Origin of the sequence: Proteus sp. G2300, from assembly GCF_009915965.1 — a bacterium.
In the GTDB taxonomy this organism is placed as follows: Bacteria; Pseudomonadota; Gammaproteobacteria; order Enterobacterales; family Enterobacteriaceae; genus Proteus; species Proteus vulgaris.
The window spans coordinates 324,111-345,567 of the sequence record NZ_JAABNK010000005.1 but is presented as its reverse complement, the minus strand read 5'-3'; the positions used below and the strand labels follow the sequence as shown (position 1 = coordinate 345,567).

Here is a 21,457-nt window from a genome sequence, read left to right as displayed (position 1 = left end):
GGTGATAAAAATCACAAATAATCATATTATGACGAATAGTGGCATAGTGTTTCATCTTAATATTACCTTGATTGTTAACCATGGTTACTATCAATAATGAAATGAGAATAAAAGAATGTTTGAATCTTCTAGCGTGATTTTAAGAAATAAACGATTATCCAGTTATCAATTAGCCAGACTTCACACTTTTGAAGCAACAGGGCGTCACCTTTCATTTGCTTTAGCTGCAGAAGAGTTATCATTAACCCCCAGTGCCATTAGTCACCGTATTAATACATTAGAAGAAGAGTTGGGCATTAAACTCTTTAATCGCTTTCATCGTCGAATTGAGTTAACAGAAGAAGGTGAACGTATTTATTGGGCACTTAAAAAAACGTTAGAAGATATTAACCAAGAAATTTTAGATATTCATAATCAAGAAATCTCTGGTGTGCTAACTGTTTATTCACGCCCTTCCATTGCTCAATGTTGGCTAGTTCCTCGTATTTCAGATTTTACGGAACGTTATCCATCCATTGAATTAAATCTACTCACAGGAAATGATGATATTAACTTTCGAGGTTATGGTATTGATCTTGCAATTTATTTTGACGATAAACAGTTAAAAAATCTGTATTGTGAAGACTTAATTTCAGAATCAATTATTCCTGTCTGTAGCCCAGAATATGCTAAAAAACATGAGCTTATAAATAATATTCATCATCTTTCTAACTGCACTTTACTACATGATAGACAAGCATGGAGCAATAACTCTGATTTTGATGAATGGCGAGCGTGGAGTGAATATATGGATCTTTCACTCTTTCCTAATCGCAGTAATATCTGTTTTGATCGTTCTGATCTTGCTGTGATTGCCGCCATTAATCACTCTGGCGTCGCAATGGGAAGAAAGCGTTTAGTACAAAAACAATTGGCCAATAAAGAATTAATTATTCCTTTTGATAATTGTGAGCTTTTTTGTGCTCAGCGTTATTACCTAGTGACCCGAAATGAAAAAAATAATGCTAAAGTACAATTATTCATTCAGTGGCTGAAAAAACAAATCAAGGAAAGCATGTAATTTTTTAAGGAAAATCTGATGAAAGAGATGACCTTTACAACACAACAGATTATTGCTATTTCGGAATATGCAGGGCTAACGATCACTAATAAAGAAAATATCACAGAAAATAAACGCTATATCCTCGTTGATTTGCTGGATGTGAAAACAGAGGAAGGACTTTATTACGGAGCGGCGATACTGGATTTTAGTAACGTTCATCGTAAAGCAGGTATTTTAGAATTTAGCGACGAGGGCTATCAACGCGCACAAGCTCGCGAGAAACAAATTCAAGACTATAAAAATAATCGAGAAACCCAAGAGCCAGAGACCTATCAGCCACCTATTCATCACTATAGTCATTATACGGATTTTCAAATAAACCTAACCGCTATCTATCGCCGTTATGGTTATGAAATCGAATTTGATGCAGAAACCGAAAAAGTTTGGAGCGCTTTAGATCCCGATGGTGCACCATTTGATTTACTCAAAAATGCAGATGATGCGCTTTCTTTATTAGAAGATTGTGAAATGACATGCTCTTATCATCAAAAAAACAAAGTATGGTCTGTCACTTCAGTAGAAAAAGACACTGTTGAACATAAATCACTCAACCGTGCTATTGCCGAATGTTTTTTATTAATGACAGATCATTATGCTGATGATTGGCCTAATATTGAGACTATTCTTTATTAAACATAACGTTAAAATAAAACCTAACTCAAACATCGATAAGCATCATACTCACGATAATAGTTAATTTCTTCAATGATCCACTGCAAGGTTTTTTGTTCGGCTTGTTGGATTTGATAAAATAAAACCAAATCACAAACCACCATCCAGCCCCATAAATTTTTATCTTCAACAGCTTTTGGCATTTCCATATCTTCATCATCCAGATAAATTTCATCATCAGGTAATTCTTGGATGTAATCCCAAGGAATATAATAAAAAACAGCCTGCTCAGGATAACTATTCCATGTTGTAATCTCAGTATATATCCATTCATTTGGCTCAAGTATCGAGAGCGACGTTAATAATTCATCAAGGGTTAAGAATGTTTTTATCATTTTTATTTATTCACCTCACAATCGACTGTTATTTAAAACAAACCCGCCAATAAGGCGGGCTATTATTAATACCAAAATATGGTTGTCTTATTTTTCTAAAAAGTATTTATCTTCAACCACAATCAACGGTTCTATATCACTCTCTTTTTTAATGACCCTTGTAGGATCTGAACGTAAACAACATCCGCCATAATGCCCACCCACAGTGAAGGTACAAACTTGAATATAACGATTAGCGACTTTTGGTAAGCACCATAATTCTTGGTAAATATTTTCTTGGTGATCAAATTGGCCATTAGTTTCATCTAGTACATTCTCTTTATGATCAACTAACCCAATGTTGCTACCACAACGGCCAGCAATCGGTTTAACGGCATAACCACTTTGTGTAAGACGTGAAGTGATCGTAAAATCCGTATCTAGCAGATAAGGGTTATCTGGGAAAAGTTGCCATAAAATCGGCAAAATCGCTTTATTACTTGGGATCAACGTCCAAAGTGGCTCAAAAACCGTAATTTCAGGACGCAAAAGCACATCGACTAAACGTACTTCACCATCTGGGTGCCCTGTACGAATAGGGATCAGTGCTTGTTGTTCACTCTCTTCTCTGAGTTGATCTAAAGCCGTTTCCCAAGCCCATGTTTTCCAGACACATTCAACAACCCGTTTATCTGCATCAATTAATTGACCACGACTATTCCAATGAAGCTCATCTAATCCACGTAGAATTTTACTGTCGTAGCCTGCTTGCGTCAGCGATTGTTGCATAAAAAGAGCATGATAATCTTCTTCACTATCATCATCTTGAAGAATATGCACAAAAGGTTTCGCATCACTGTGTTTCCAAGCATCGGCCAATGCATCAAGTAAGCGTTCCCCCGGATTAAAACCCTCTTTAACGCCACCTTTCTGTGCCCATTTCTCGATAATTAAACCGGCTTCTGTATGGCAAGAGGCGGAATCCGCATTATATTCATAAACTTTGACACCGCGTTCATCCATACAAAAATCCAATCGTCCGGTGATCATTTGATGACGCCGGTTTTGCCATGATAAACGGATACGAGGCCACAACACCTCTGGAATATCGAATAAACGTAATAAATTATCGTCTTTCAACACTTTTTCTGTGGCATGTAAATACATCAAATGCATTTCATTACTTGCACGAATAAGCTCTTGCTCCGCACTTTCTGAAATAGTGAAGTATTCATAGCTATTTTGGTTGATAACATGACCATGTTGCGCAAGGACATACGCTTTTTCTAATGGAGAGCTTTCATCTAACCATTTGCCATCTAATTGACCTTGATTATCAAGCTGTTCGGCATGGATATTTAACAGTTCGGAAGCTATTTTAGGTTGAGGAAGACTGTAAGCATTAGGCTCTGTTTGGATCATCCAACCTAATAGTATTGTATTGTCAAAAGTATCTTGAATAAAGTAACCGTTATCCGTCACTTTAAGAGGTAATTCTCGTGTCCACTGTTGCCCTGCCGGCAGTCTCGTGTGGATAACATTTTGTTCTGCGATACGAATTTTATCTTCAAGTACTTCAGTAATAACCGCAACATGCCCTGTTACTTTAAACTCACCACCTTCTTGCCAAATCAGCAAAGCTCCCACTACAGGCGGTTGTTTGCTACCATTTGCAAAGGCTTGTAATGGCAATATATCGTCATCTATCGTTTTACGTAAAAAACGCAATGAGAAGATCTCATAAGCCATTCCTACATCAGTAAACACAGCGCCATAATGCAAATAGAGAAAACGGCGAGCAAACTCAACACATTGCCACTTATGCCCCATATATTCATTACCAATATAGCTACGAAATGAATCATTAGCGGCATAGTCTTCTTTATCGATACTGCTGTAATCTGATGAGTAAATCGCGACACCACCAGGCGCATAACCTAGCAATGTTCCAAATGGTTCATGACGAATGATATCTTTTACATTCATAATCTCGACCTTGACGATAAATAGATAATAACCCTGTAATACTTATAATCTTGCCTAAGTATTATAGTTAACAATCTTAACGCCGTAGGCTATTAGAAGTGAATGTAATTTTATTAATTTCAATAAAGTAAAAAGAGGTATTTAGATTTTGCGCTATTTAAGAAGCAACATTTCGCCAATACAAAAAAAACTCAAAAATAACCATCATAAAAAATATATAAAAGGTATTTTCGAGTATAAACACAGTCAAAGAGGGCTTTATCTTTTTTGTTATAGCGTCATTATTTACTCTTTATTAATCATAAATGCGAGCACAAATAATAGATAAAATGGTATTTAGGCAATATATAGCACTGTTTATCAAAATTATCTCGATTATCCTGCTAGAAAAAAGAAAGATATCAAAATTGTTTAATGAAAATTAATATCATCTTATAGCTTGACGGGTATAAATAATTCATCCCATTAACCGATAACACTATAGAATGGATTTTACTCATTCAAGCCGGAGTGCTTGTTTACTTTGAAGATCCATCACAGAAACAGGATATTCAAATTATTGAATATTATTGGTGGTTGATAGGAAGAATGAGGTCACTAATGTCAAAGATTTATCCCATTTCTCAAATTATTGGGCATAAAATTCGTAAGCAACGTCAGCAACTTCGCTTATCAGCAAAGGTTGTTGCTGAAAGAGTAGGTATTAGCCAACAACAATTTTCACGATATGAAAATGGGCTCTGCAAAATTGATGTTGATATGCTTTTTCATATTGCGCAAGAACTCAAAGTGACACCTGCCTTTTTTTTACCACCTAATGAAGAACAAGTTTCTGCTATAGCGCTGACACAATCCAAACAATTTTGGAGCGCTCAAAGCCAAATTTAATGTCATATATGGAAATCTGTCTTTTTATCACCTTGCTATAATAAATAAGATTTCCATATGCCATTCTTAATTTGATGATTTTTATGGTTATTATCACTTATAACGATCAACTCTATTTATCCTTTCCATTTAAAACAACAAATTTTTTTCTTTTATAAAAGAAAATGTTAATACATTTCTTACTGGTTTTTTCCTAAACTTAAGCGATATTTTTCGTATCGATTATCTCCTATTCCTAACACCAATTGTGTTAACCTTATTAAGAATAATAACAATTATCATTCAATAAATAAGGGTTAAATATGAAATATCGCTATGCACTCTCTCTTACTGCATTATCGTTTCTCTCCACCTCGGCTTTTGCTCTAGAGTACCCAGTAGGCCATCCGATTATTAAAAATGGCATGGAAATTCAAGGGGTTTACCTTCAACCTATCACGATGGATACCGAAGAAGGTCATCATGCAATGAACCATCTCGCCGCGGATAAAGCTGATATCCATTTAGAAGCCGATATCCATGCTACAGAAGATAATCCTAATGGCTTTGCAGAAGGTGACTGGATCCCTTACCTCACTGTTGAATACACCGTGACAAAATCAGATGCGCCAGCGAAAAAACAACAAGGCGTTTTTATGGCAATGGTGGCTAATGATGGCCCTCACTATGGCGAGAATCTAAAACTCGATGGTAATGGTCAATATAATGTCACTTATAAGATTTACCCGCCTTCATACAATAAAGATATTGCTTTTGGTCGCCATATCGATAAAGAAACCGGTGTTGCGCCTTGGTTTGAACCCTTTGAAGTTTCATGGGATTTCACCTACAGCGGTACAGGTCGCAAAGGTAGTTATTAATTAGCTTGATAACGGATAAACCCAACAAAACAGGGTTTATCCTTTTTCTCTTTTTTTAAGTGAAATGCTGATGATGAAACATCTCTATAAATACACGTTATTACTGCTATTAATGATAACAAGCTCTGTTTTTGCTGCAGAGAAATACACCGTTGAATTAGAAATGAAAGATGGTGAACTTATTCCTCAAGTACTTGAAGTACCTGCCAAAACTCCCATTAGAATAAAAATCCGTAATACAGGCACCAGCCCTGTTGAATTTGAAAGTACACAGTTACGTAAAGAAAAAGTATTAGCACCCGGCGCAAATTCTGTCGTTGTGATAGCGCCACTAAAACCGGGTCGTTATACCTTCTTTGATGATTTTCACCTTTCTCACCCTCACGGTGAAATTGTTGCAACTGAAAAGGCAGAGTAAATATGGGACAAGTTCTGTTTGTTGTGTGGCGAGAAAGTTTTGAAGCGCTATTAGTTATTGGCATTATTTATGCGTGGATAAAACGCTCTCCAACGCCAAAACAAGGTATGAAATACCTATGGAGTGGCGTTATATTAGGGCTGTTTCTTGCTGTTATCTTAGCGCTGAGCATTTATGGCGTATTTAGCTCACTAGAGGATGTGTGGCAATCTCTATTTATGATCGCCATGGAGATCCTCGCCTGTGTACTTATTATTCAAATGGTTTATTGGATGAATAGGCAAGGAAAGTCATTAAAAACCAATATAGAAAATGAGCTCACACAAAAGACACAGCAACAAAGTGCATGGGGAATATTACTGATTATTGCCATCGCTATTGCCCGAGAAGGTAGCGAGGTTGTGGTCTTTTTATCTAGCCATATAATGGCCTTAAATGCACAAACAGCACTGCCTTTCTTTATTGAAGTCTTTATTGGTTTATTTGTTGCAGCATTCACTCTATGGCTATTTTTACTGACGTCAAAAGTTATTTCGTGGCGTTATTTCTTTACTGTAACGGGTTTTTTACTGCTATTCCTTGCTGTTTCTTTGCTCTTAAAAGCCGTAGAAGAAATTGCAAATCTACTCATTGAAATAGATTTTGAATTACCTGATTTCTTGATATATCCGCTTTGGGATATCAGCCATATTCTGGATGATTCAAGTGTCTTTGGTAATTTCTTAGTCTCATTCTTCGCTTATCGCTCTCAACCCATTGGTTTAAGTGTAGTGACATTTATTGTGTATTGGGTGGTTGTTGCACTGTTATTTAAGCGAGGTGCTAAATATGCTAAATAACACACAATTTAAAAGTAAAAACATGGCTATTTTTTTCTTTCTTTTGCTGTTTTCTCTACCTATTTACGCTGAAAAAATCATTCAAGGTATTATTCAAAATAGCGAAAATATCATCGTAGCAAAAGGAGATATTCCTACTCCTGAAAAATTTAAAACCGATATTTTAACATATCGAGAAAAGGCCGTTGAGCAATTAACCCAAGTTGAAAAAGCGCTCAATAAGTTAATAGTAAGTAGCGAAAAAAATCAGCTTATTAATGCTCAAAATGCTTATCAACAAGCGCATTATCATTATGAAGTCATCCGCCCTATTATTGCGCTTTTTGGATCAAGTGAACGTTTATTAAATAACCGAGCTGATTTCTTTCTTGAAAGAGAGAATTCACCTCGTTTTTCAGGATTTCATTTAGTTGAATATCAACTCTTTAAATTAAAAGACACACAAAAAACCACAGAGTCCGCAAAAGCGTTATTAAGAGGCATTAGTGATTTAAAGAAACGTTTAACTATTGAAGATATTCCCATTCCTAAATTAGTCCAATCGGCGGGTGATAACTTAGAGTTTATTTTAACGGATAAATTAGCCGGGATCGAAAACCGATACTCAAATAGCGATCTGGGTGATAGTTATGCAAATTTATCTGGATCACGCTTAATTGTGGAGATCTTATCCGAGCATATTCCCTCCACTGAATATCAATCTCTGATCAAGCAATATGATGATATTGGTGCTCTGCTTTTAAAATATCAGCGTGATGACGGTTTATTTCAACCTTTGAATACACTTTCTAAAACAGAAAGAAGTTGGCTTTTCTCTCAAGTAACGCAATTAGCAGAGCAAGTGGCAAATTTACGTAGCATGCTCGATATTGATGTTTACTATCACTATAAAGAAACAAGTGATGAAAAATAAAAATCTCGTTAAATCATTAATAAAAATGCCCGTTAACCTGAAAAAACGTACGACGCTAAAATGGCTAGGCGGGAGCTTATTACTGGCAAGTATTGGTGCAAAAACAGAAGCCTCAACTCATGGAGTATCAATACCGCGCTATAAGCGTGCTATTGCATACTTAGGTAAACACCAAGCCGGTGTTATTACACCAGAACAAAAACATGCCTCCTTTATTGCACTTAATCTAACGGTCACGACTATTGATGAAGTGAAAAAAATATTCGCAACTCTGACACAACGAATTGCATTTTTAACACAACCTCGTGAACTAGAGCAGAGAACAAACCCTCATCTTCCCCCTGCTGAATCTGGTATTCTGGGCACTCAATTACACCCAGATGAATTAACCATCACTGTCGCGTTAGGTGATAGCTTTTTTGATAATCGTTTTGGTTTCCAACCTAAAAAACCCAAACGCTTAGAACCCATGAAACCCTTTCCTAATGACCGACTTGATCCTAAATGGTGTGGTGGCGATGTTCTACTCCAGTTTTGTGCTAATAGCCAAGAAAGCGTCATTTATGCGTTAAGAGATATTTTAAAATACCTTTCTGGTCAAGTTTATGCTGTGTGGAAAATTGATGGTTTTCTTCCTGCTCGTGATATTGATAATCACCAAACACCGATTAACCTTTTTGGTTTTAAAGATGGTTCAGGCAACGCACCTTCATCTGATAATAGCTTGATGGACTCGCTAGTCTGGATCACGGAAGAACAAAAAGAGCCGCAATGGTGTTTAGGCGGAAGCTATCAAGCAGTGCGTCTTATTCGGTTTGCATTGGAATTTTGGGATAGAACACCTCTTGAAGATCAAGAGAATAACTTTGGTCGTCATCGATCAACAGGTGCCCCAATAGGTATGAAGCAAGAGATGGACGATCCACAGTTTGAAAAAGATCCTCATGGCGACCGAGTGCTGTTTGATTCTCATATGCGAAGAGCTGAACCAAGAAATCCAGAGCGTTACAGTGCAAAACTACGCCGACGCAGTTACAGCTATTCATTAGGTTTAACACCTTCAGGTCAACTAGATATGGGGCTGATTTTTATCTCATTTCAAAATAACCTTAAAAAAGGCTTTATTGATACCCAAAAACGCTTAGACGGTGAACCTTTAGAGCGCTATATAAAGCCTTTTGGTGGTGGATACTACTTTGTATTACCCGGTATTTCACACCAAGGTGATACCCTTGCAAAAGGGCTATTTGATTAATTCTTCTCTGCATATTAGGCACTTTGGCAGGCAAAGCAAAGTGCCTAATATCATGATTTTATTTGGCTAATGTGAAAAAGATGTCATTTTTGCTTTTAATGCATTACCAAGCTCTATTTGCCTATCAGGTTCAATAAAACCCATCGTTAATACTGCCGCAACCATATTTCCTTTTTTACTAAACACGGGGCATGAAATAGATTGAGCACCAGGAATACCATCAGCTGGCTCATGGCGAATAGCAAAACCTTGTTGGCGGATCGTATTTTTCTGTTTTTCTGACAAGCCTGCATCTATCTCTAAATCACTAAAAACAGCAAAAATAGCGCCTGCGGCACTAATTTTATAAGGTACAGGCGTATCGGGTAGAAAATCGATATCGACATGTTTAAAGCTGCGATTATATCGTGTTAAAAATAGCTTATTACCTTGTGCAACCACTAATCCTGTAGACATATTATGTTCATCTCTAAACTCACATAATAGTTGGTTTATTTCATCTAAAAAGGATTGTGGCTTTGGCGTCGCCTGCGCTAAAAAGAGAATTTTACTGCCTAAACAATATTGGCTTCCTTCACACTCTTGATACAACATTTCAGAGCGACAAAGTGAAACTAAATATTTATGTAAGCGACTTTTTGAAAGCGAACAGGCTTTTGCAATATCTGACGATCGGGCAATACCTCCATTCGAAGCAATAAATTCAAGAATAGTAATAGCAATATCAACCGAGTTAACTCCTTGAGAATTCTGCATTTATTTTTCCCACACCTATTCGTTGCTTATTTTTTTTTATGACGATATCTCATTATTCTTTTTTAGTCATTTTTACTAGTTTATTTCACTGAAACCTTATTTTAAATAGGGCTTTTTAATCATTTTCTATCGATTATTTTCTTTGTCTGTTTTTAGATGATCTACCTCAATGTTAACTATATATGAATTGAGTTTATATATAGTTAACTTTTCTTGTGCGTGAGAATGTCTATGTCTAAAAATCAAAAATGGGAATTAAATAGAAGAGCATTGTTAAAAGGAATGGGTGCCATTGGTGTGGCAGCTCTTTCCCCTAACGTGTTCAGTCTAGCTAATGAAAATAAACCCATATTTAACCAGAAACCACGGATCAAACTATCCGAATATAAAACCTTTCGTTCAACCTGTGCGATGGAATGTTTACACTGCAACCTAACAGCTTTTACACATAAAGGACAACTCATCAAAATTGAAGCCACCGAAGGCTTTAATGTGAAATGCTGTTTGCGTGGCATGAGTCGAACTAAATGGGTATATCATAAAGATCGTCTAACGACACCTTTATTACGTGTTGGTGAAAAAGGAAAAGCAGAGTTCAAACCCATTAGTTGGGATGAAGCGCTCGATCTCATTGAAAAAAATATTAGAGAAACCATTGATAAGTTTGGTAATGAGGGACTGTTTATCTCCACTCATGCGGGCAATATGGACTCAATTAAAAATGATATGGGTAAGGCCTTTTTTGATTACTTAGGCGGTTCAACAAAACAAGCTGGCTCTCTTTGTTGCTCTGCGGTAACCGCGGCGATGATCCCAATGGTCGGCCTACGTTATGCTGATACACGTGATACTGTAAAAGACAGTCGCTATATTCTTTGCTGGGGGAATAATCCGGCTGTCACCATGCAAGCCTATTTTAAAAACTACAATCAAGCTCGCCGAAATGGTGCCAGAATGGTGGTTATTGATCCTCGCTTTAATGAAACTGCGGCTAAAGCCGATGAGTGGATCTCTATCATTCCTGGTACTGATACGGCACTTGCATTAGGTATGATAAAAATTATCATTGAAGAAAATCTCACTGATAAACCTTTTTTACGTGCGCATACGGGTGCTGTTTACCTTGTTAACTCACAACAAAAACTATTACGTCAATCTGATGATGATCAAGATAGTTATCTAGTTTTTGATACTTTAAGTCAGCAACTTGTTCACCATGACACACCGAATATTATCCCTGCGTTAACGCATGATGAACTACCTGCTAACGCTGATTATGTGACTGTCTTTGAGCAGATTTATCAACAAGCACAACCTTGGACTGTCGAAAAAACCAGTCAAGAAACGGATATCCCGAAAGAAACGATTATTCGTTTAGCGCGTGATTATGCCACGACTAAACCCGCGATGATTGTGCAAAATATGTCCGGTGCTCAACGAACAGAATTCGGTGCTTATGTTGCTGCTAGCCAGTTTTATCTCGCCTTATTAACCGGCAATATCGGTAAAAAAGGCGCTGGAATTTGTGATGCTGGTGGTGCTCGTCAAATGGCGAAATTTAGTCCAATTATTCCACCAGCACCTAATACAAAACCCATCAAGCCTATCCCTGTTGCAAAAGTCGGTGATTGGATTGTCAATGAAAGACCACACCCAATTAATTTTTGGTGGATCATGACCATGGGTGTGATGACGCAACTTCCTAACACTAATATGGTGCGTAATGCACTGAAAAAAGTGCCTTTTGTTGTTGTGGCTGATAACTTGATGTCATCCACTGCACTTTATGCCGATCTTGTACTCCCTGTTACCACTATTTTTGAAGATACTAGTTTAATGGCTGGCGTTCGTAGTCAATATGTACAATTAATGGAAAAAGCAGTTGAGCCACCAGGAGAAGCAAAACCTGATTATTGGATCTTTGCTCGTCTAGCCGAACGTTTTGGATTTGGTGACGTGTTCAACCAACCTATTGAACACTATATTGATGCTTGTCTTGAAGGCTCCGGCATTACTCGTGAAATGTTAGAAAAAGGCCCAGTGCGTCCAGTTGAAGGCGATTGGATCCCCTTTAAAGAGGGTGTTTTCCGTACTTCAACGAAAAAAGCACACTTCTTTATTGAAGAGTGGCAGGATAAAAACTTCTCTCCTATTGTCACCTATTATCCCGTAAAAGAATCGACAAAAGGCTCACCTGAACTCGCTAAAAAATATCCACTGATGGCAGTACAACGCAAACTCGCTCGTAGTGTTCACTCTAGCCATGGTATGAATGAGTGGATCTTAGAAGTGCAGCGTAATCAACCTAATATTCTTATCCATCCTAATGATGCCTTAGCCAGAGGAATCAAAGACGGTGAATGGGCTATCGCGTTTAATGATCGAGGAGAGCACCGCGCAATTGCCGTTGTGACCACGCATATTAAGCAAGGCGTTGTTTCATTAGATAATGGATGGTGGGAACAACAAGGCGGAAGCAGTAGCCATGTCACCAATGACCACGTTGAACCTTTAGGTAATGGTCATTGCTGTAATAGTACCTTGGTTAACGTAAGACGGGAGGCATGATCATGGCGAAGAAACAGTATGGTTTTCTAATAAATACCAAAGATTGCTATGGGTGCCGAACTTGCTCAATGGCTTGTAAATCTGAAAACGTGACTCCCCCCGGTGTGCTGTGGCGTCGAGTTCGTGAATTCAATGAAGACCAACCCAATGCACAAGCTTTTATTACCATGTCTTGTAATCATTGTGACGATCCACAGTGCCTAAAAGTGTGTCCTGCTGACACTTATACTAAACGTGAGGATGGTATTGTCGTGCAAGATCATGACAAATGTATCGGTTGTCAAATGTGCATCATGGCATGCCCTTATAACGCTCCGGTTTACGATCCGGCAGAAGGAAAAACGAGTAAATGCAATATGTGTGCAGATAGACTTGATGAAGGCCTGAAGCCCCGTTGTGTTGAATCTTGCCCTACTGGCGCCATTGAGTTTGGTGAAATTGAAGATCTACGTAAAAAACACACGACAAATTGGGCTTTATTAGAAAAACGCTATGGTGTACCCGATCACACCATTAGTCATCCTAATATTGTCATTATTGGTATGGAGGATTAATCATGCATGATTATCAACTGCCGTTAGTCCTGTTTACGGTTATGAGTCAATGGGGGATTGGTGCGGTCTTGGCACTTTCACTGTATCAATGGCAAAACCAAACTCAAAACGGTGCAATGTTAAGCTCCAAAGCATTACGAACAACCATTGCACTAATTTGGCTGATTGAAGTTGTGGGTTCATCAATGTCGATGGGACACTTAGGTGATCCACTTGGTGCTTATCGTTCTGTATTAGGTATTGCGCATTCTTGGTTAAGTCGCGAAGCAATTGCCTTTGTGATGTTAAATGGCTTAATTTCATTATGGGCGCTAGCCACTTGGGTACAACCTCATGCTATTCGCCGTAATAGTCTGCTTGGGTTGTTTTGTGGCGTAATGGGTTTACCTGTTATTTTAGTGACAGCACAAATCTATTACCAAATGCAGACTCACCCTCTTTGGCATACACCGGCAACACAAATGAGTTTTATTGGCACAGCGTTATTGCTTGGTTTTGGCTCGATGATACCTTGGTTGCGTTTACAAGGTAAAACCATTAGTAACTCATTAAAAGTAGGAGCCTTAGTTGGTACATTATTAGTTCTTGTCGGCTTGGTTATGAGAACACAAGTGCCCGGAGCAGATGTTGCAAGTCTATTATTATGGTGGCAAGTGATTGCTAGTCTGATTATTGGTATCTGTATTATTACTTTGTCTCACAGCACGTCATTTACCAAAATCTCGCTCTCTATTGCCGCCATTTTGATACTATTTAGTGGCGAAATCACGGGAAGAATGCTGTTTTATGGCAATGTAATGGCGCAAGCGCCTTGGTTCTAAATAGTTTATCTCTGAGTTAAATAGCCACATTAACATGCTTATTTAACTCAGATTCATCCCCTATGTTTCACTTGATACTTTTTATTTACCCTAACGCTACCTTTAATTTTACCCCGAATTTATTCGGGGTATTTTTTATCTCACTAATATCATTATATTTTACTTTAACTCACACTCTTTTTGTTTTTGATGAAATAATCATCTAGCTATCTTTATCAATAATAGGCAAAATTAGCATCAAAGATTTAATACAATTCCCTGTTTACTATTAAAAAAGAGAGCACTTCACCATGACTGGATTAATTATTACCATCGCGTTATTGGGTCTTATTTTTTATTATTACAACCGTATTATCTCTATGCGTGAAGCGGTGATCTCAAGTGAAACTGAAATCTCAGTACAATTAGATCGTCGTGGCAAAGTGTTTGATAGTTTATTAGCCACTGTCAAAAAATACCTCAGCCATGAATCCGAAGTCTTTACTAAAATTACTGAATTAAGAACACAAGCCCAAAGTGCAAATGGCAAAGAAGCCAAAGCGGCTGAAGATGAATTATCAAAAATTGTATCGAGTGGTGCCATTAATGTTGCGGTTGAAAATTACCCTGAATTAAAATCCGACACCATTATGGCAAATTTACAAGAAGAGATTGTTTCAACGGAAAATAAACTCTCTTTTGCAAAACGCGGTTATAACCGTACTTTAGAACAATATCGCGCTTTTATTGCCGCTATTCCCGCGGTGTTTATCGTCAAAATTTTCCCAAGTCTGGTTATTGATAAAGAGTACTGGCGCTTGGATGAAGAAACAATTAAAACAGAAGAAGCCCGTCGCATTAATTTTGATTAATTTTAGCGTAATAAAAAGAGATTTGTTCTTTCTAGATTGATAAAAACAGCACTTAACGGTGCTGTTTGGAGTCACTAATGGATTTCAGAAATGTTCTACGAAAAAATGCTATTCGAACTCGTTTGGTTATAGCAACTTATTTATTATTAATGCTCATCATTGGTTTACTAGTGGATACCGCTATTGGGGCAAATCCCGACTTAAATCTAACCGATAATATGTTGGCATTTCTGACTTTCCAGTCTCTCCCCATTGCTTCACTGATTATTTTAGCCATCTCGATTTTATTGCTTCTTTTTATCCACTTTAAAGGGCACAAAATCATGCTAACAGGGATGAATGCACGATTAATTAGTCCAGATGATACTTTAAATGCACAAGAGCGCCAATTGCTTAATATTGTTGAAGAGCTTAGTTTAAGTGCAACACTAGGCTATATACCCAAACTCTATCTTCTTGATACACCAGAAGCCAATGCCTTTGCTGCCGGTTGGTCTGAGAAAAATGCTTTTATTGGTATCACAACAGGGTTGCTCAATCGCCTGAATCGTCAAGAAGTGCAAGCCGTATTAGCGCATGAAACAGGGCATATTATTCATGGTGATTCACGATTAACATTATATGTCGGTATACTCGCTAACGTTATTTTAACGGTCACGAATATCTTTGGTAGCCGTTTGTATATTGCGTCTAGTAGCCGAGGGGGTAAAAGCAATGATGCTGCAAGCAAAGCACGACTGATTTTAATTATTTTAAACTTTGTTTTACCAATCATTACACAAGTGCTCTATTTCTATTTATCTCGTACTCGTGAATATATGGCTGATGCAGTAGCCGTTGATTTAACTCAAGATAATCAAGCGATGATTAATGCATTAAAGAAAATTTCAGCACAACATGACACTGAAAATTTTGAAGATGGTTCAACAGGACGAGCTTATCGCAAAGCGGCCTTTATTTTTAATAAAGGAGATTCTATTTTTTCAACTCACCCATCCATTGAAAATAGAATTGCAGTACTTGAAGGTAAAAAGACTTTTTGATCCGTATTGATACAATGCAGTAAAAAGAAAAAAGCGTTTACACCTGTTTATTAAAACGGTTAAACGCTTTTTTAATGCTTATTTCTTAGCGACAATCCAATTAACGCTGTTTTTCACCGTGATGAAAAATAGCCGTGCGTAAACGCTCTTGTTGCTCATAACGCAGTGGATATTCAATCGTTTTATCTTTGCCTAATTCAACTAAAAGTTCATTCATGGTTTCAATACTCGTTGTTGCAATAGCATCATCAACCTGTTTAACCACTTCATCATAATGAGACATGATTAATCCCCTTTCTTCATAAAATTCTTAATCGCTATCATATTACAAGTAAGGGGATTTCTGTATTTTTAGTCACACAAAGTGTAATTAAATTGAGTTAAGTGGTTTATTCTTTGTCTCTTTACCTAATAACATCACTGCCAATATCCCAATCACAATAGAAAAGCTGAAAATAAGAAATATAGAACTTATTTCAAATTGATATTGGACTAAATATCCTACCATTAAAGGCCCTAATATTCCGCCAATACGCCCAATTGCTGTTGCTGTTCCTGCACCTGTTGCGCGTATTCCATCAGGGTATTGCTCTGGTGTATAAGCATATAAGGCTCCCCAAGCTCCTAAATTAAAGAATGACAACAACATGCCAAACACAAGTAACGTTGTCGTGGTCTCTGCCACACTAAAATAATAGGCACTCACAGCGGTTCCTGCTAAATACGAGACTAACACAAACTTTCGCCCATAGCGTTCAATTAACCACGCAGCGGTAAAATAACCAGGTAGCTGAGCTAAGGTCATAATAAGTACATATTGAAAGCTTTTAATTAAACTAAAGCCTTTTAACATAGCCACACTTGGTAGCCATAAGAAAATACCGTAATAAGAGAAAACAACACAGAACCATAAGATCCACAGCATTAGCGTTGAACGTCGATACTGGGGTGACCAAATTAATGCCATTGATTGGCGAATCGATAAACGTGTTTTTTTCTGTGAAATATGAGATGAGGTTGGTTCAGGTAATTTTGATCGTAAATAAAGAGCATATACCGCAGGTAATGCACTTAATAACATCGCCATACGCCAGCCATAATCAGGAATAATAAAATAAGCAATCAAAGCCGCAATTAACCAACCGACAGCCCAAAAACTCTCTAATAAAACAACAATACGGCCTCGCTCATGCGTTTCAACACTTTCACTGACAAGTGTAGAAGCAACGGGTAATTCCCCACCTAATCCCATTCCAATAAAGAAACGTAAAACAAGGACAACCATCAAAGAGCTTGCTAATGCAGTTAAGCCACACCCTAAGCTAAACAGCAATAAAGTAAAGATAAAGACGGGTTTTCGCCCTTTTCTATCGGCAATAATGCCAAACACGAAAGCGCCAACCGCCATTCCAATTGAATTTACACTGCCAATCCAACCTAATTGTGATGCTGTTAATCCCCAATCTTCTTTTAATGCGGTGAGCAAAAAAGCAAGTAGCCCCACATCCATTGCATCAAAAGTCCAGCCCATACCAGCGATACATAAAAGCTTATTACGAGAGATTGCCTCAGGCGCTTTGCCTGTTTGGCTTGCCGTTGTCATTACATATCCTTTCTATCCCCTATCAAAGTGTTTAGTATACTAAACAAGAAAAACCATTTTGTTAATAGCAAAGTATTAAATTAAAGAAAAATTAACATTTATGCTGAAAAAATGGCTAAAAAAAATCGGTATCTCTAAATAAGACACCGATTTCCAACTTTTATCACTTTCTATTTTGCTTTTTGATTAGCTTCTTAAACCACGGCCTTTTTCAATTAAATACCATGCAATAACGTAAAACACGGCAATGAAAAGACACAAAACACTAATCGTTACGGTTAAAGAGACATCCGTAATGCCCAGAAAACCATAACGAAAACCACTAATCATATACACAATAGGGTTTAATTTAGACACGCCTTGCCAAAATTCAGGTAAGAGTGAAAGTGAATAAAACACCCCTCCTAAATAAGTTAATGGTGTTAAAACAAACGTTGGGATAATACTGATATCATCAAAGGTTTTCGCAAAAATTGCATTTAATAATCCTGCGAGAGAAAAAACAATGGAAGTCATCAGTAATGTCACCACCACCATTGTCCAAGAATGCATTTCTAATGGCACAAAAAACAGTGAAACTAAAGTCACTAAGATACCAACACAAATACCACGAGCAACACCACCCCCAACAAAACCGGCAATAACAACATGCGTGGGCACAGGCGAAACTAATAACTCTTCAATACTACGCTGAAACTTGGCGCCAAAAAATGAAGAGGAAACATTGGCATAAGAGTTTGTTATTACGGCCATCATAATCAGGCCAGGAACAATAAACTGCATATAATCAACCCCCCCCATATCGCCAATTCGTTTACCAATTAGGTTACCGAAAATAACGAAATAGAGAGACATGGTTATCACAGGTGGAATTAATGTTTGCACCCAAATACGACCAAAACGGGTGACTTCTTTAATCCAAATTGTTTTGAGGGCTACCCAATACAGCTGAATCATTCCCTCTCTCCTTCTACTGTATGCTCTTCATTAACCAAATGAACAAATAATTCTTCTAGGCGATTGGCTTTATTTCTCATACTTAACACTTGAATGCCTTGTGCATTAAGTTGAGCAAAAACACTGTTTAAGCCTTGTTCTCTTTTAACATCGACTTCTAATGTTGAAGTATCCATTAATCGATATTGATAATTTTGTAATTCAGGTAATGGACTTTTTGGCGCGAGATCTAAAATAAAAGTTTCAGACTCTAATTTACTTAATAGATTTTTCATACTGGTATTTTCAACTAATTCACCACGTTGAATAATACCGATATTCCGGCACAACATTTCTGCTTCTTCTAAATAGTGCGTCGTTAAAATAATCGTTGTCCCTTCAGCATTTAGTTGTTTTAAAAACGTCCACATTGAGCGACGTAATTCAATATCAACACCAGCGGTTGGCTCATCGAGAATAAGTAATTTTGGCTGATGCATTAATGCACGAGCAATCATTAAACGGCGCTTCATTCCTCCAGATAAAAAACGAGCTCTATCATCACGTTTTTCCCATAAATCTAACTGGGTTAAATAAGTTTCAGCACGCTCTAATGCTAATTTACGTGGAACACCATAATAACCAGCTTGATTGAGGACTATTTGTAATACGGTTTCAAAAGGATTGAAATTGAATTCTTGTGGCACTAATCCTAGCTGGCGTTTTGCATTAACCATATCGGTATCGGTGTCATAGCCAAAGACGTTGACTTTGCCACTGCTTTTATTAACTAAAGAGCTGATAATACCAATAGTGGTCGATTTTCCTGCACCATTTGGGCCTAATAAAGCATAAAAATCACCCGCTTCAACGGTTAGATTAATTCCTTTTAGCGCTTTTACGCCATTGTGATAAGTTTTCGTTAACTCCGTTAACTCCAATGCATACGTCATAAGTGGGAATTACCTTTTATCAACAGCATTATTCAGCATTAACTGAGCTGAAATCAGAAAGTAGCTATTCAACTAAGTCTTACTAATGCTACGTATTGCTCACACACTTCGAATTAGAAAATAAACTTAGTTCAATAAAATCAAAATGGAATAAGATATTCTAGAGAAAATCGGGCCGTAAATAAACCGTTTTAGAGCTCATGACACAAATGAATAAATAAATTTATTTTAACTATTACAGTTAATAAAAATAAATTTCAGTGTAAGCAAAAATAAACGGCTAAGATACTCTGTACTGTTATTTCTTGCTTATATTCCTAATGTCTTAATCCATTCATCCCTTGATGCAATCATTTAGCCTAACTGATAGCAATAAAATTATTGCCCTTGTTCCTCAATCTGACTGATAGATATCATCTCGCTATTTATCGCTCCCAATCAATGATGATTATAGATTTGCATATCAATTTGCTCACCATAGTAAAAACAGCTAAAAACATAAATATAAGATTTATTTATATAATGTTTATGGAAATTGTTTTTCGAATAAGACAATGACAAGATTAACAAACAGTTATCTTTTTATACATTTGATTTACATCAAAGAATGTATTGATAAATTCATTAAACAAATGCTATAAAAAGATCTATCTTATTTGAAAGCGAAAAAATATAGACAATTATCTGTCAATTGGCTTTAAAAAGCCCTCTGATTAATTCAAAAGTAATGGTATAAAAATACCCTTTCTTAATGGATCTCTCGCATCCAACAATAACACAAGAGCTATTTCGTGTTGGCGTACTGTCAGCGCAAATGGTGGGAAACCGAATTTACAGGCAGTCACGTCATGATGAGAAAAATTGAAGAACTGTTAGCCAATAACAAGCAATGGTCAGAATCTGTTACTGAAGAAAACCCTCAGTTTTTTAAAGATCTCTGTAAAGGTCAAAAGCCTCATTTTTTATGGATTGGTTGCTCAGACAGCCGCGTTCCAGCAGAAAAATTGATCAATGCAGCACCGGGTGACTTATTTGTTCACCGTAATGTAGCAAACTTAGTCATCCATACCGATTTAAACTGCCTTTCAGTGATCCAATATGCGGTTGATGTATTACAAGTTGAGCATATTATTGTCTGTGGACACTATGGCTGTGGTGGCATTGAAGCGGCCATTGAAGGAACTGAATTAGGACTTATCAATAACTGGTTACTGCATATCCGCGATATTTGGTACAAGCACAGCTCAATGTTAGGTGAACTTGCCCCACAAGATAGGTTAAACCTACTTTGTGAACTCAACGTTATCGAACAAGTGTATAACCTCGGTCACTCTACTATAATGCAAGCTGCGTGGAAACGTGGGCAAAAAGTGATGATCCACGGCTGGGTTTATGGTTTAAATAATGGTGAATTGCACGATCTCGATGTCACCTCAGATAGCCGTGAAAAGCTTGAACTTTCTTATCGTCAAGCAATGGCAAAATTAAGTCATCCACGTTAATAAACACATTCTATTCAATAAAAAACCCGCCTAAAGCGGGTTTTTTCACTTCTATTTTAAGTCAACAAATAATTACTCATCTAATAATGTTACATGCCCAATATAAGGCAGATGGCGATAACGCTGTGCGTAATCAATACCGTAACCAATAACGAATTTATCTTCGATGGAATAACCAATCCACTCAACGGGTACATCTACTTCACGGCGAGAGGGTTTATCCAACAGAGTACAGATAGAAATAGAAGCAGGCTCACGTAAGCTTAAAATCTCTTTAACGCGGTTTAAGGTATTACCTGAGTCAATGATATCTTCAACAATCAGAACATCTTTACCACGGATATCTTCATCGAGATCTTTAATGATTTTAACGTCACGCGTTGACGTCATCCCATTACCGTAACTTGATACAGTCATAAAATCGACTTCATGGTTCACGTCAATTTCACGGCATAAATCTGCCATAAAAATAAAAGAACCTTTTAACAAGCCGATTAAGACAAGATCATGTTGACCTTGACGTGGGCGGTAATGTTCTGTGATTTCACGACCTAGCTCAGCAATACGCTGTTTGATCTCTTCTTCAGAGATCATGACATCAACAATATGTTTCATGATTAATT

Annotated in this window: 22 protein-coding genes; 14 read left to right on the top strand and 8 right to left on the bottom strand. The window is 37.2% G+C overall.

The genetic code is table 11. From position 1 onward, the window contains the following. The first annotated feature begins 115 nt into the window (after positions 1-115). Both dsdC and GWI97_RS03815 read left to right on the top strand, forming a co-directional pair. Complete coding sequence (dsdC, locus tag GWI97_RS03820) at positions 116-1,060, top strand: DNA-binding transcriptional regulator DsdC (protein WP_036932796.1); 945 nt, start codon at positions 116-118, stop codon at positions 1,058-1,060. A gap of 18 nt (positions 1,061-1,078) precedes the next feature. Next, positions 1,079-1,735, top strand: coding sequence for a hypothetical protein (locus GWI97_RS03815; protein ID WP_036932797.1), 657 nt, complete (start codon positions 1,079-1,081; stop codon positions 1,733-1,735). Positions 1,736-1,755: 20 nt separating this feature from the next. Here the strand turns inward: GWI97_RS03815 and GWI97_RS03810 are convergent, their stop codons facing one another. Both GWI97_RS03810 and gss read right to left on the bottom strand, forming a co-directional pair. Continuing rightward, positions 1,756-2,109, bottom strand: a complete 354-nt coding sequence (locus GWI97_RS03810; RefSeq protein WP_087802996.1) for a hypothetical protein — start codon at positions 2,107-2,109, stop codon at positions 1,756-1,758. Positions 2,110-2,196: 87 nt separating this feature from the next. Continuing rightward, entirely contained in the window at positions 2,197-4,074 is a 1,878-nt protein-coding gene (gss, locus tag GWI97_RS03805; protein ID WP_087802994.1) for a bifunctional glutathionylspermidine amidase/synthase, read from the bottom strand. A 600-nt stretch (positions 4,075-4,674) separates the two neighbouring features. Between gss and GWI97_RS03800 the strand changes: the two genes are divergently transcribed. The 6 genes from GWI97_RS03800 (at position 4,675) to efeB (ending at position 9,247) form a co-directional block, all read left to right on the top strand. After that, a complete protein-coding gene (locus GWI97_RS03800) occupies positions 4,675-4,962 on the top strand; it encodes a helix-turn-helix domain-containing protein (RefSeq protein WP_036932801.1) in 288 nt (95 codons plus the stop codon). A gap of 302 nt (positions 4,963-5,264) precedes the next feature. Beyond that, positions 5,265-5,822 (top strand): iron transporter, encoded by a 558-nt coding sequence (locus GWI97_RS03795; RefSeq protein WP_036932803.1) that lies wholly within the window; start codon positions 5,265-5,267, stop codon positions 5,820-5,822. Positions 5,823-5,892: 70 nt separating this feature from the next. Then, positions 5,893-6,240: a cupredoxin domain-containing protein gene (locus GWI97_RS03790; RefSeq protein ID WP_036932804.1), complete on the top strand. Its 348-nt coding sequence runs from the start codon at positions 5,893-5,895 to the stop codon at positions 6,238-6,240. Positions 6,241-6,242: 2 nt separating this feature from the next. Next, entirely contained in the window at positions 6,243-7,079 is an 837-nt protein-coding gene (locus tag GWI97_RS03785) for an FTR1 family iron permease (RefSeq protein WP_036932805.1), read from the top strand. Beyond that, complete coding sequence (locus GWI97_RS03780; RefSeq protein ID WP_036932807.1) at positions 7,069-7,992, top strand: EfeM/EfeO family lipoprotein; 924 nt, start codon at positions 7,069-7,071, stop codon at positions 7,990-7,992. The genes GWI97_RS03785 and GWI97_RS03780 overlap by 11 nt, the downstream gene beginning before the upstream one ends. Continuing rightward, positions 7,982-9,247, top strand: coding sequence for an iron uptake transporter deferrochelatase/peroxidase subunit (gene efeB, locus GWI97_RS03775; protein ID WP_036932809.1), 1,266 nt, complete (start codon positions 7,982-7,984; stop codon positions 9,245-9,247). Before GWI97_RS03780 ends, efeB begins: the two co-directional genes overlap by 11 nt. 66 nt (positions 9,248-9,313) lie before the next feature. Here the strand turns inward: efeB and GWI97_RS03770 are convergent, their stop codons facing one another. Then, positions 9,314-10,003 carry an IclR family transcriptional regulator gene (locus GWI97_RS03770; protein WP_036932811.1) on the bottom strand — a complete coding sequence of 230 codons (690 nt, stop codon included), beginning with the start codon at positions 10,001-10,003 and terminating at the stop codon, positions 9,314-9,316. Positions 10,004-10,234: 231 nt separating this feature from the next. Here GWI97_RS03770 and GWI97_RS03765 point away from each other — a divergent pair, with 231 nt between their 5' ends. From GWI97_RS03765 to htpX, 5 genes are all read left to right on the top strand, one after another. Continuing rightward, positions 10,235-12,571, top strand: coding sequence for a molybdopterin-containing oxidoreductase family protein (locus GWI97_RS03765; protein WP_036932812.1), 2,337 nt, complete (start codon positions 10,235-10,237; stop codon positions 12,569-12,571). A gap of 2 nt (positions 12,572-12,573) precedes the next feature. Further along, complete coding sequence (locus tag GWI97_RS03760) at positions 12,574-13,125, top strand: 4Fe-4S dicluster domain-containing protein (RefSeq protein WP_036932813.1); 552 nt, start codon at positions 12,574-12,576, stop codon at positions 13,123-13,125. Positions 13,126-13,127: 2 nt separating this feature from the next. Next, positions 13,128-13,946 (top strand): dimethyl sulfoxide reductase anchor subunit family protein, encoded by an 819-nt coding sequence (locus tag GWI97_RS03755; protein WP_036932814.1) that lies wholly within the window; start codon positions 13,128-13,130, stop codon positions 13,944-13,946. Positions 13,947-14,236: 290 nt separating this feature from the next. Next, the gene (locus GWI97_RS03750) at positions 14,237-14,797 is read left to right on the top strand and encodes a LemA family protein (protein WP_036932815.1); all 561 of its coding nucleotides are present in this window, start codon (positions 14,237-14,239) and stop codon (positions 14,795-14,797) included. A gap of 77 nt (positions 14,798-14,874) precedes the next feature. Then, the gene (htpX, locus tag GWI97_RS03745; protein WP_103005049.1) at positions 14,875-15,840 is read left to right on the top strand and encodes a zinc metalloprotease HtpX; all 966 of its coding nucleotides are present in this window, start codon (positions 14,875-14,877) and stop codon (positions 15,838-15,840) included. A 100-nt stretch (positions 15,841-15,940) separates the two neighbouring features. Here htpX and GWI97_RS03740 read toward each other — a convergent pair whose 3' ends face one another. From GWI97_RS03740 to GWI97_RS03725, 4 genes are all read right to left on the bottom strand, one after another. Beyond that, on the bottom strand, positions 15,941-16,123 hold the full coding sequence (locus tag GWI97_RS03740; protein ID WP_036932818.1) for a DUF2526 family protein: 183 nt from the start codon (positions 16,121-16,123) through the stop codon (positions 15,941-15,943). A gap of 87 nt (positions 16,124-16,210) precedes the next feature. Further along, positions 16,211-17,443 carry an MFS transporter gene (locus GWI97_RS03735; protein ID WP_036932819.1) on the bottom strand — a complete coding sequence of 411 codons (1,233 nt, stop codon included), beginning with the start codon at positions 17,441-17,443 and terminating at the stop codon, positions 16,211-16,213. Positions 17,444-17,629: 186 nt separating this feature from the next. Then, entirely contained in the window at positions 17,630-18,400 is a 771-nt protein-coding gene (locus GWI97_RS03730) for an ABC transporter permease (RefSeq protein ID WP_036932820.1), read from the bottom strand. Further along, entirely contained in the window at positions 18,397-19,332 is a 936-nt protein-coding gene (locus GWI97_RS03725; RefSeq protein ID WP_036932821.1) for an ABC transporter ATP-binding protein, read from the bottom strand. Before GWI97_RS03725 ends, GWI97_RS03730 begins: the two co-directional genes overlap by 4 nt. Positions 19,333-20,180: 848 nt before the next feature. Here GWI97_RS03725 and can point away from each other — a divergent pair. Further along, the gene (can, locus tag GWI97_RS03720; protein WP_036932822.1) at positions 20,181-20,834 is read left to right on the top strand and encodes a carbonate dehydratase; all 654 of its coding nucleotides are present in this window, start codon (positions 20,181-20,183) and stop codon (positions 20,832-20,834) included. Between the two features lie 72 nt (positions 20,835-20,906). Here the strand turns inward: can and hpt are convergent, their stop codons facing one another. After that, on the bottom strand, positions 20,907-21,449 hold the full coding sequence (gene hpt / locus GWI97_RS03715; protein ID WP_036932823.1) for a hypoxanthine phosphoribosyltransferase: 543 nt from the start codon (positions 21,447-21,449) through the stop codon (positions 20,907-20,909). Between the last annotated feature and the right edge of the window lie 8 nt (positions 21,450-21,457).

Bases quoted from the DNA above. Each gene is read 5' to 3' on its own strand.
- dsdC (WP_036932796.1), top strand. From the start codon at position 116: ATGTTTGAATCTTCTAGCGTGATTTTAAGAAATAAACGATTATCCAGT.
- GWI97_RS03815 (WP_036932797.1), top strand. From the start codon at position 1,079: ATGAAAGAGATGACCTTTACAACACAACAGATTATTGCTATTTCGGAA.
- GWI97_RS03810 (WP_087802996.1), bottom strand. From the start codon at position 2,109: ATGATAAAAACATTCTTAACCCTTGATGAATTATTAACGTCGCTCTCG.
- gss (WP_087802994.1), bottom strand. From the start codon at position 4,074: ATGAATGTAAAAGATATCATTCGTCATGAACCATTTGGAACATTGCTA.
- GWI97_RS03800 (WP_036932801.1), top strand. From the start codon at position 4,675: ATGTCAAAGATTTATCCCATTTCTCAAATTATTGGGCATAAAATTCGT.
- GWI97_RS03795 (WP_036932803.1), top strand. From the start codon at position 5,265: ATGAAATATCGCTATGCACTCTCTCTTACTGCATTATCGTTTCTCTCC.
- GWI97_RS03790 (WP_036932804.1), top strand. From the start codon at position 5,893: ATGATGAAACATCTCTATAAATACACGTTATTACTGCTATTAATGATA.
- GWI97_RS03785 (WP_036932805.1), top strand. From the start codon at position 6,243: ATGGGACAAGTTCTGTTTGTTGTGTGGCGAGAAAGTTTTGAAGCGCTA.
- GWI97_RS03780 (WP_036932807.1), top strand. From the start codon at position 7,069: ATGCTAAATAACACACAATTTAAAAGTAAAAACATGGCTATTTTTTTC.
- efeB (WP_036932809.1), top strand. From the start codon at position 7,982: ATGAAAAATAAAAATCTCGTTAAATCATTAATAAAAATGCCCGTTAAC.
- GWI97_RS03770 (WP_036932811.1), bottom strand. From the start codon at position 10,003: ATGCAGAATTCTCAAGGAGTTAACTCGGTTGATATTGCTATTACTATT.
- GWI97_RS03765 (WP_036932812.1), top strand. From the start codon at position 10,235: ATGTCTAAAAATCAAAAATGGGAATTAAATAGAAGAGCATTGTTAAAA.
- GWI97_RS03760 (WP_036932813.1), top strand. From the start codon at position 12,574: ATGGCGAAGAAACAGTATGGTTTTCTAATAAATACCAAAGATTGCTAT.
- GWI97_RS03755 (WP_036932814.1), top strand. From the start codon at position 13,128: ATGCATGATTATCAACTGCCGTTAGTCCTGTTTACGGTTATGAGTCAA.
- GWI97_RS03750 (WP_036932815.1), top strand. From the start codon at position 14,237: ATGACTGGATTAATTATTACCATCGCGTTATTGGGTCTTATTTTTTAT.
- htpX (WP_103005049.1), top strand. From the start codon at position 14,875: ATGGATTTCAGAAATGTTCTACGAAAAAATGCTATTCGAACTCGTTTG.
- GWI97_RS03740 (WP_036932818.1), bottom strand. From the start codon at position 16,123: ATGTCTCATTATGATGAAGTGGTTAAACAGGTTGATGATGCTATTGCA.
- GWI97_RS03735 (WP_036932819.1), bottom strand. From the start codon at position 17,443: ATGACAACGGCAAGCCAAACAGGCAAAGCGCCTGAGGCAATCTCTCGT.
- GWI97_RS03730 (WP_036932820.1), bottom strand. From the start codon at position 18,400: ATGATTCAGCTGTATTGGGTAGCCCTCAAAACAATTTGGATTAAAGAA.
- GWI97_RS03725 (WP_036932821.1), bottom strand. From the start codon at position 19,332: ATGACGTATGCATTGGAGTTAACGGAGTTAACGAAAACTTATCACAAT.
- can (WP_036932822.1), top strand. From the start codon at position 20,181: ATGATGAGAAAAATTGAAGAACTGTTAGCCAATAACAAGCAATGGTCA.
- hpt (WP_036932823.1), bottom strand. From the start codon at position 21,449: ATGAAACATATTGTTGATGTCATGATCTCTGAAGAAGAGATCAAACAG.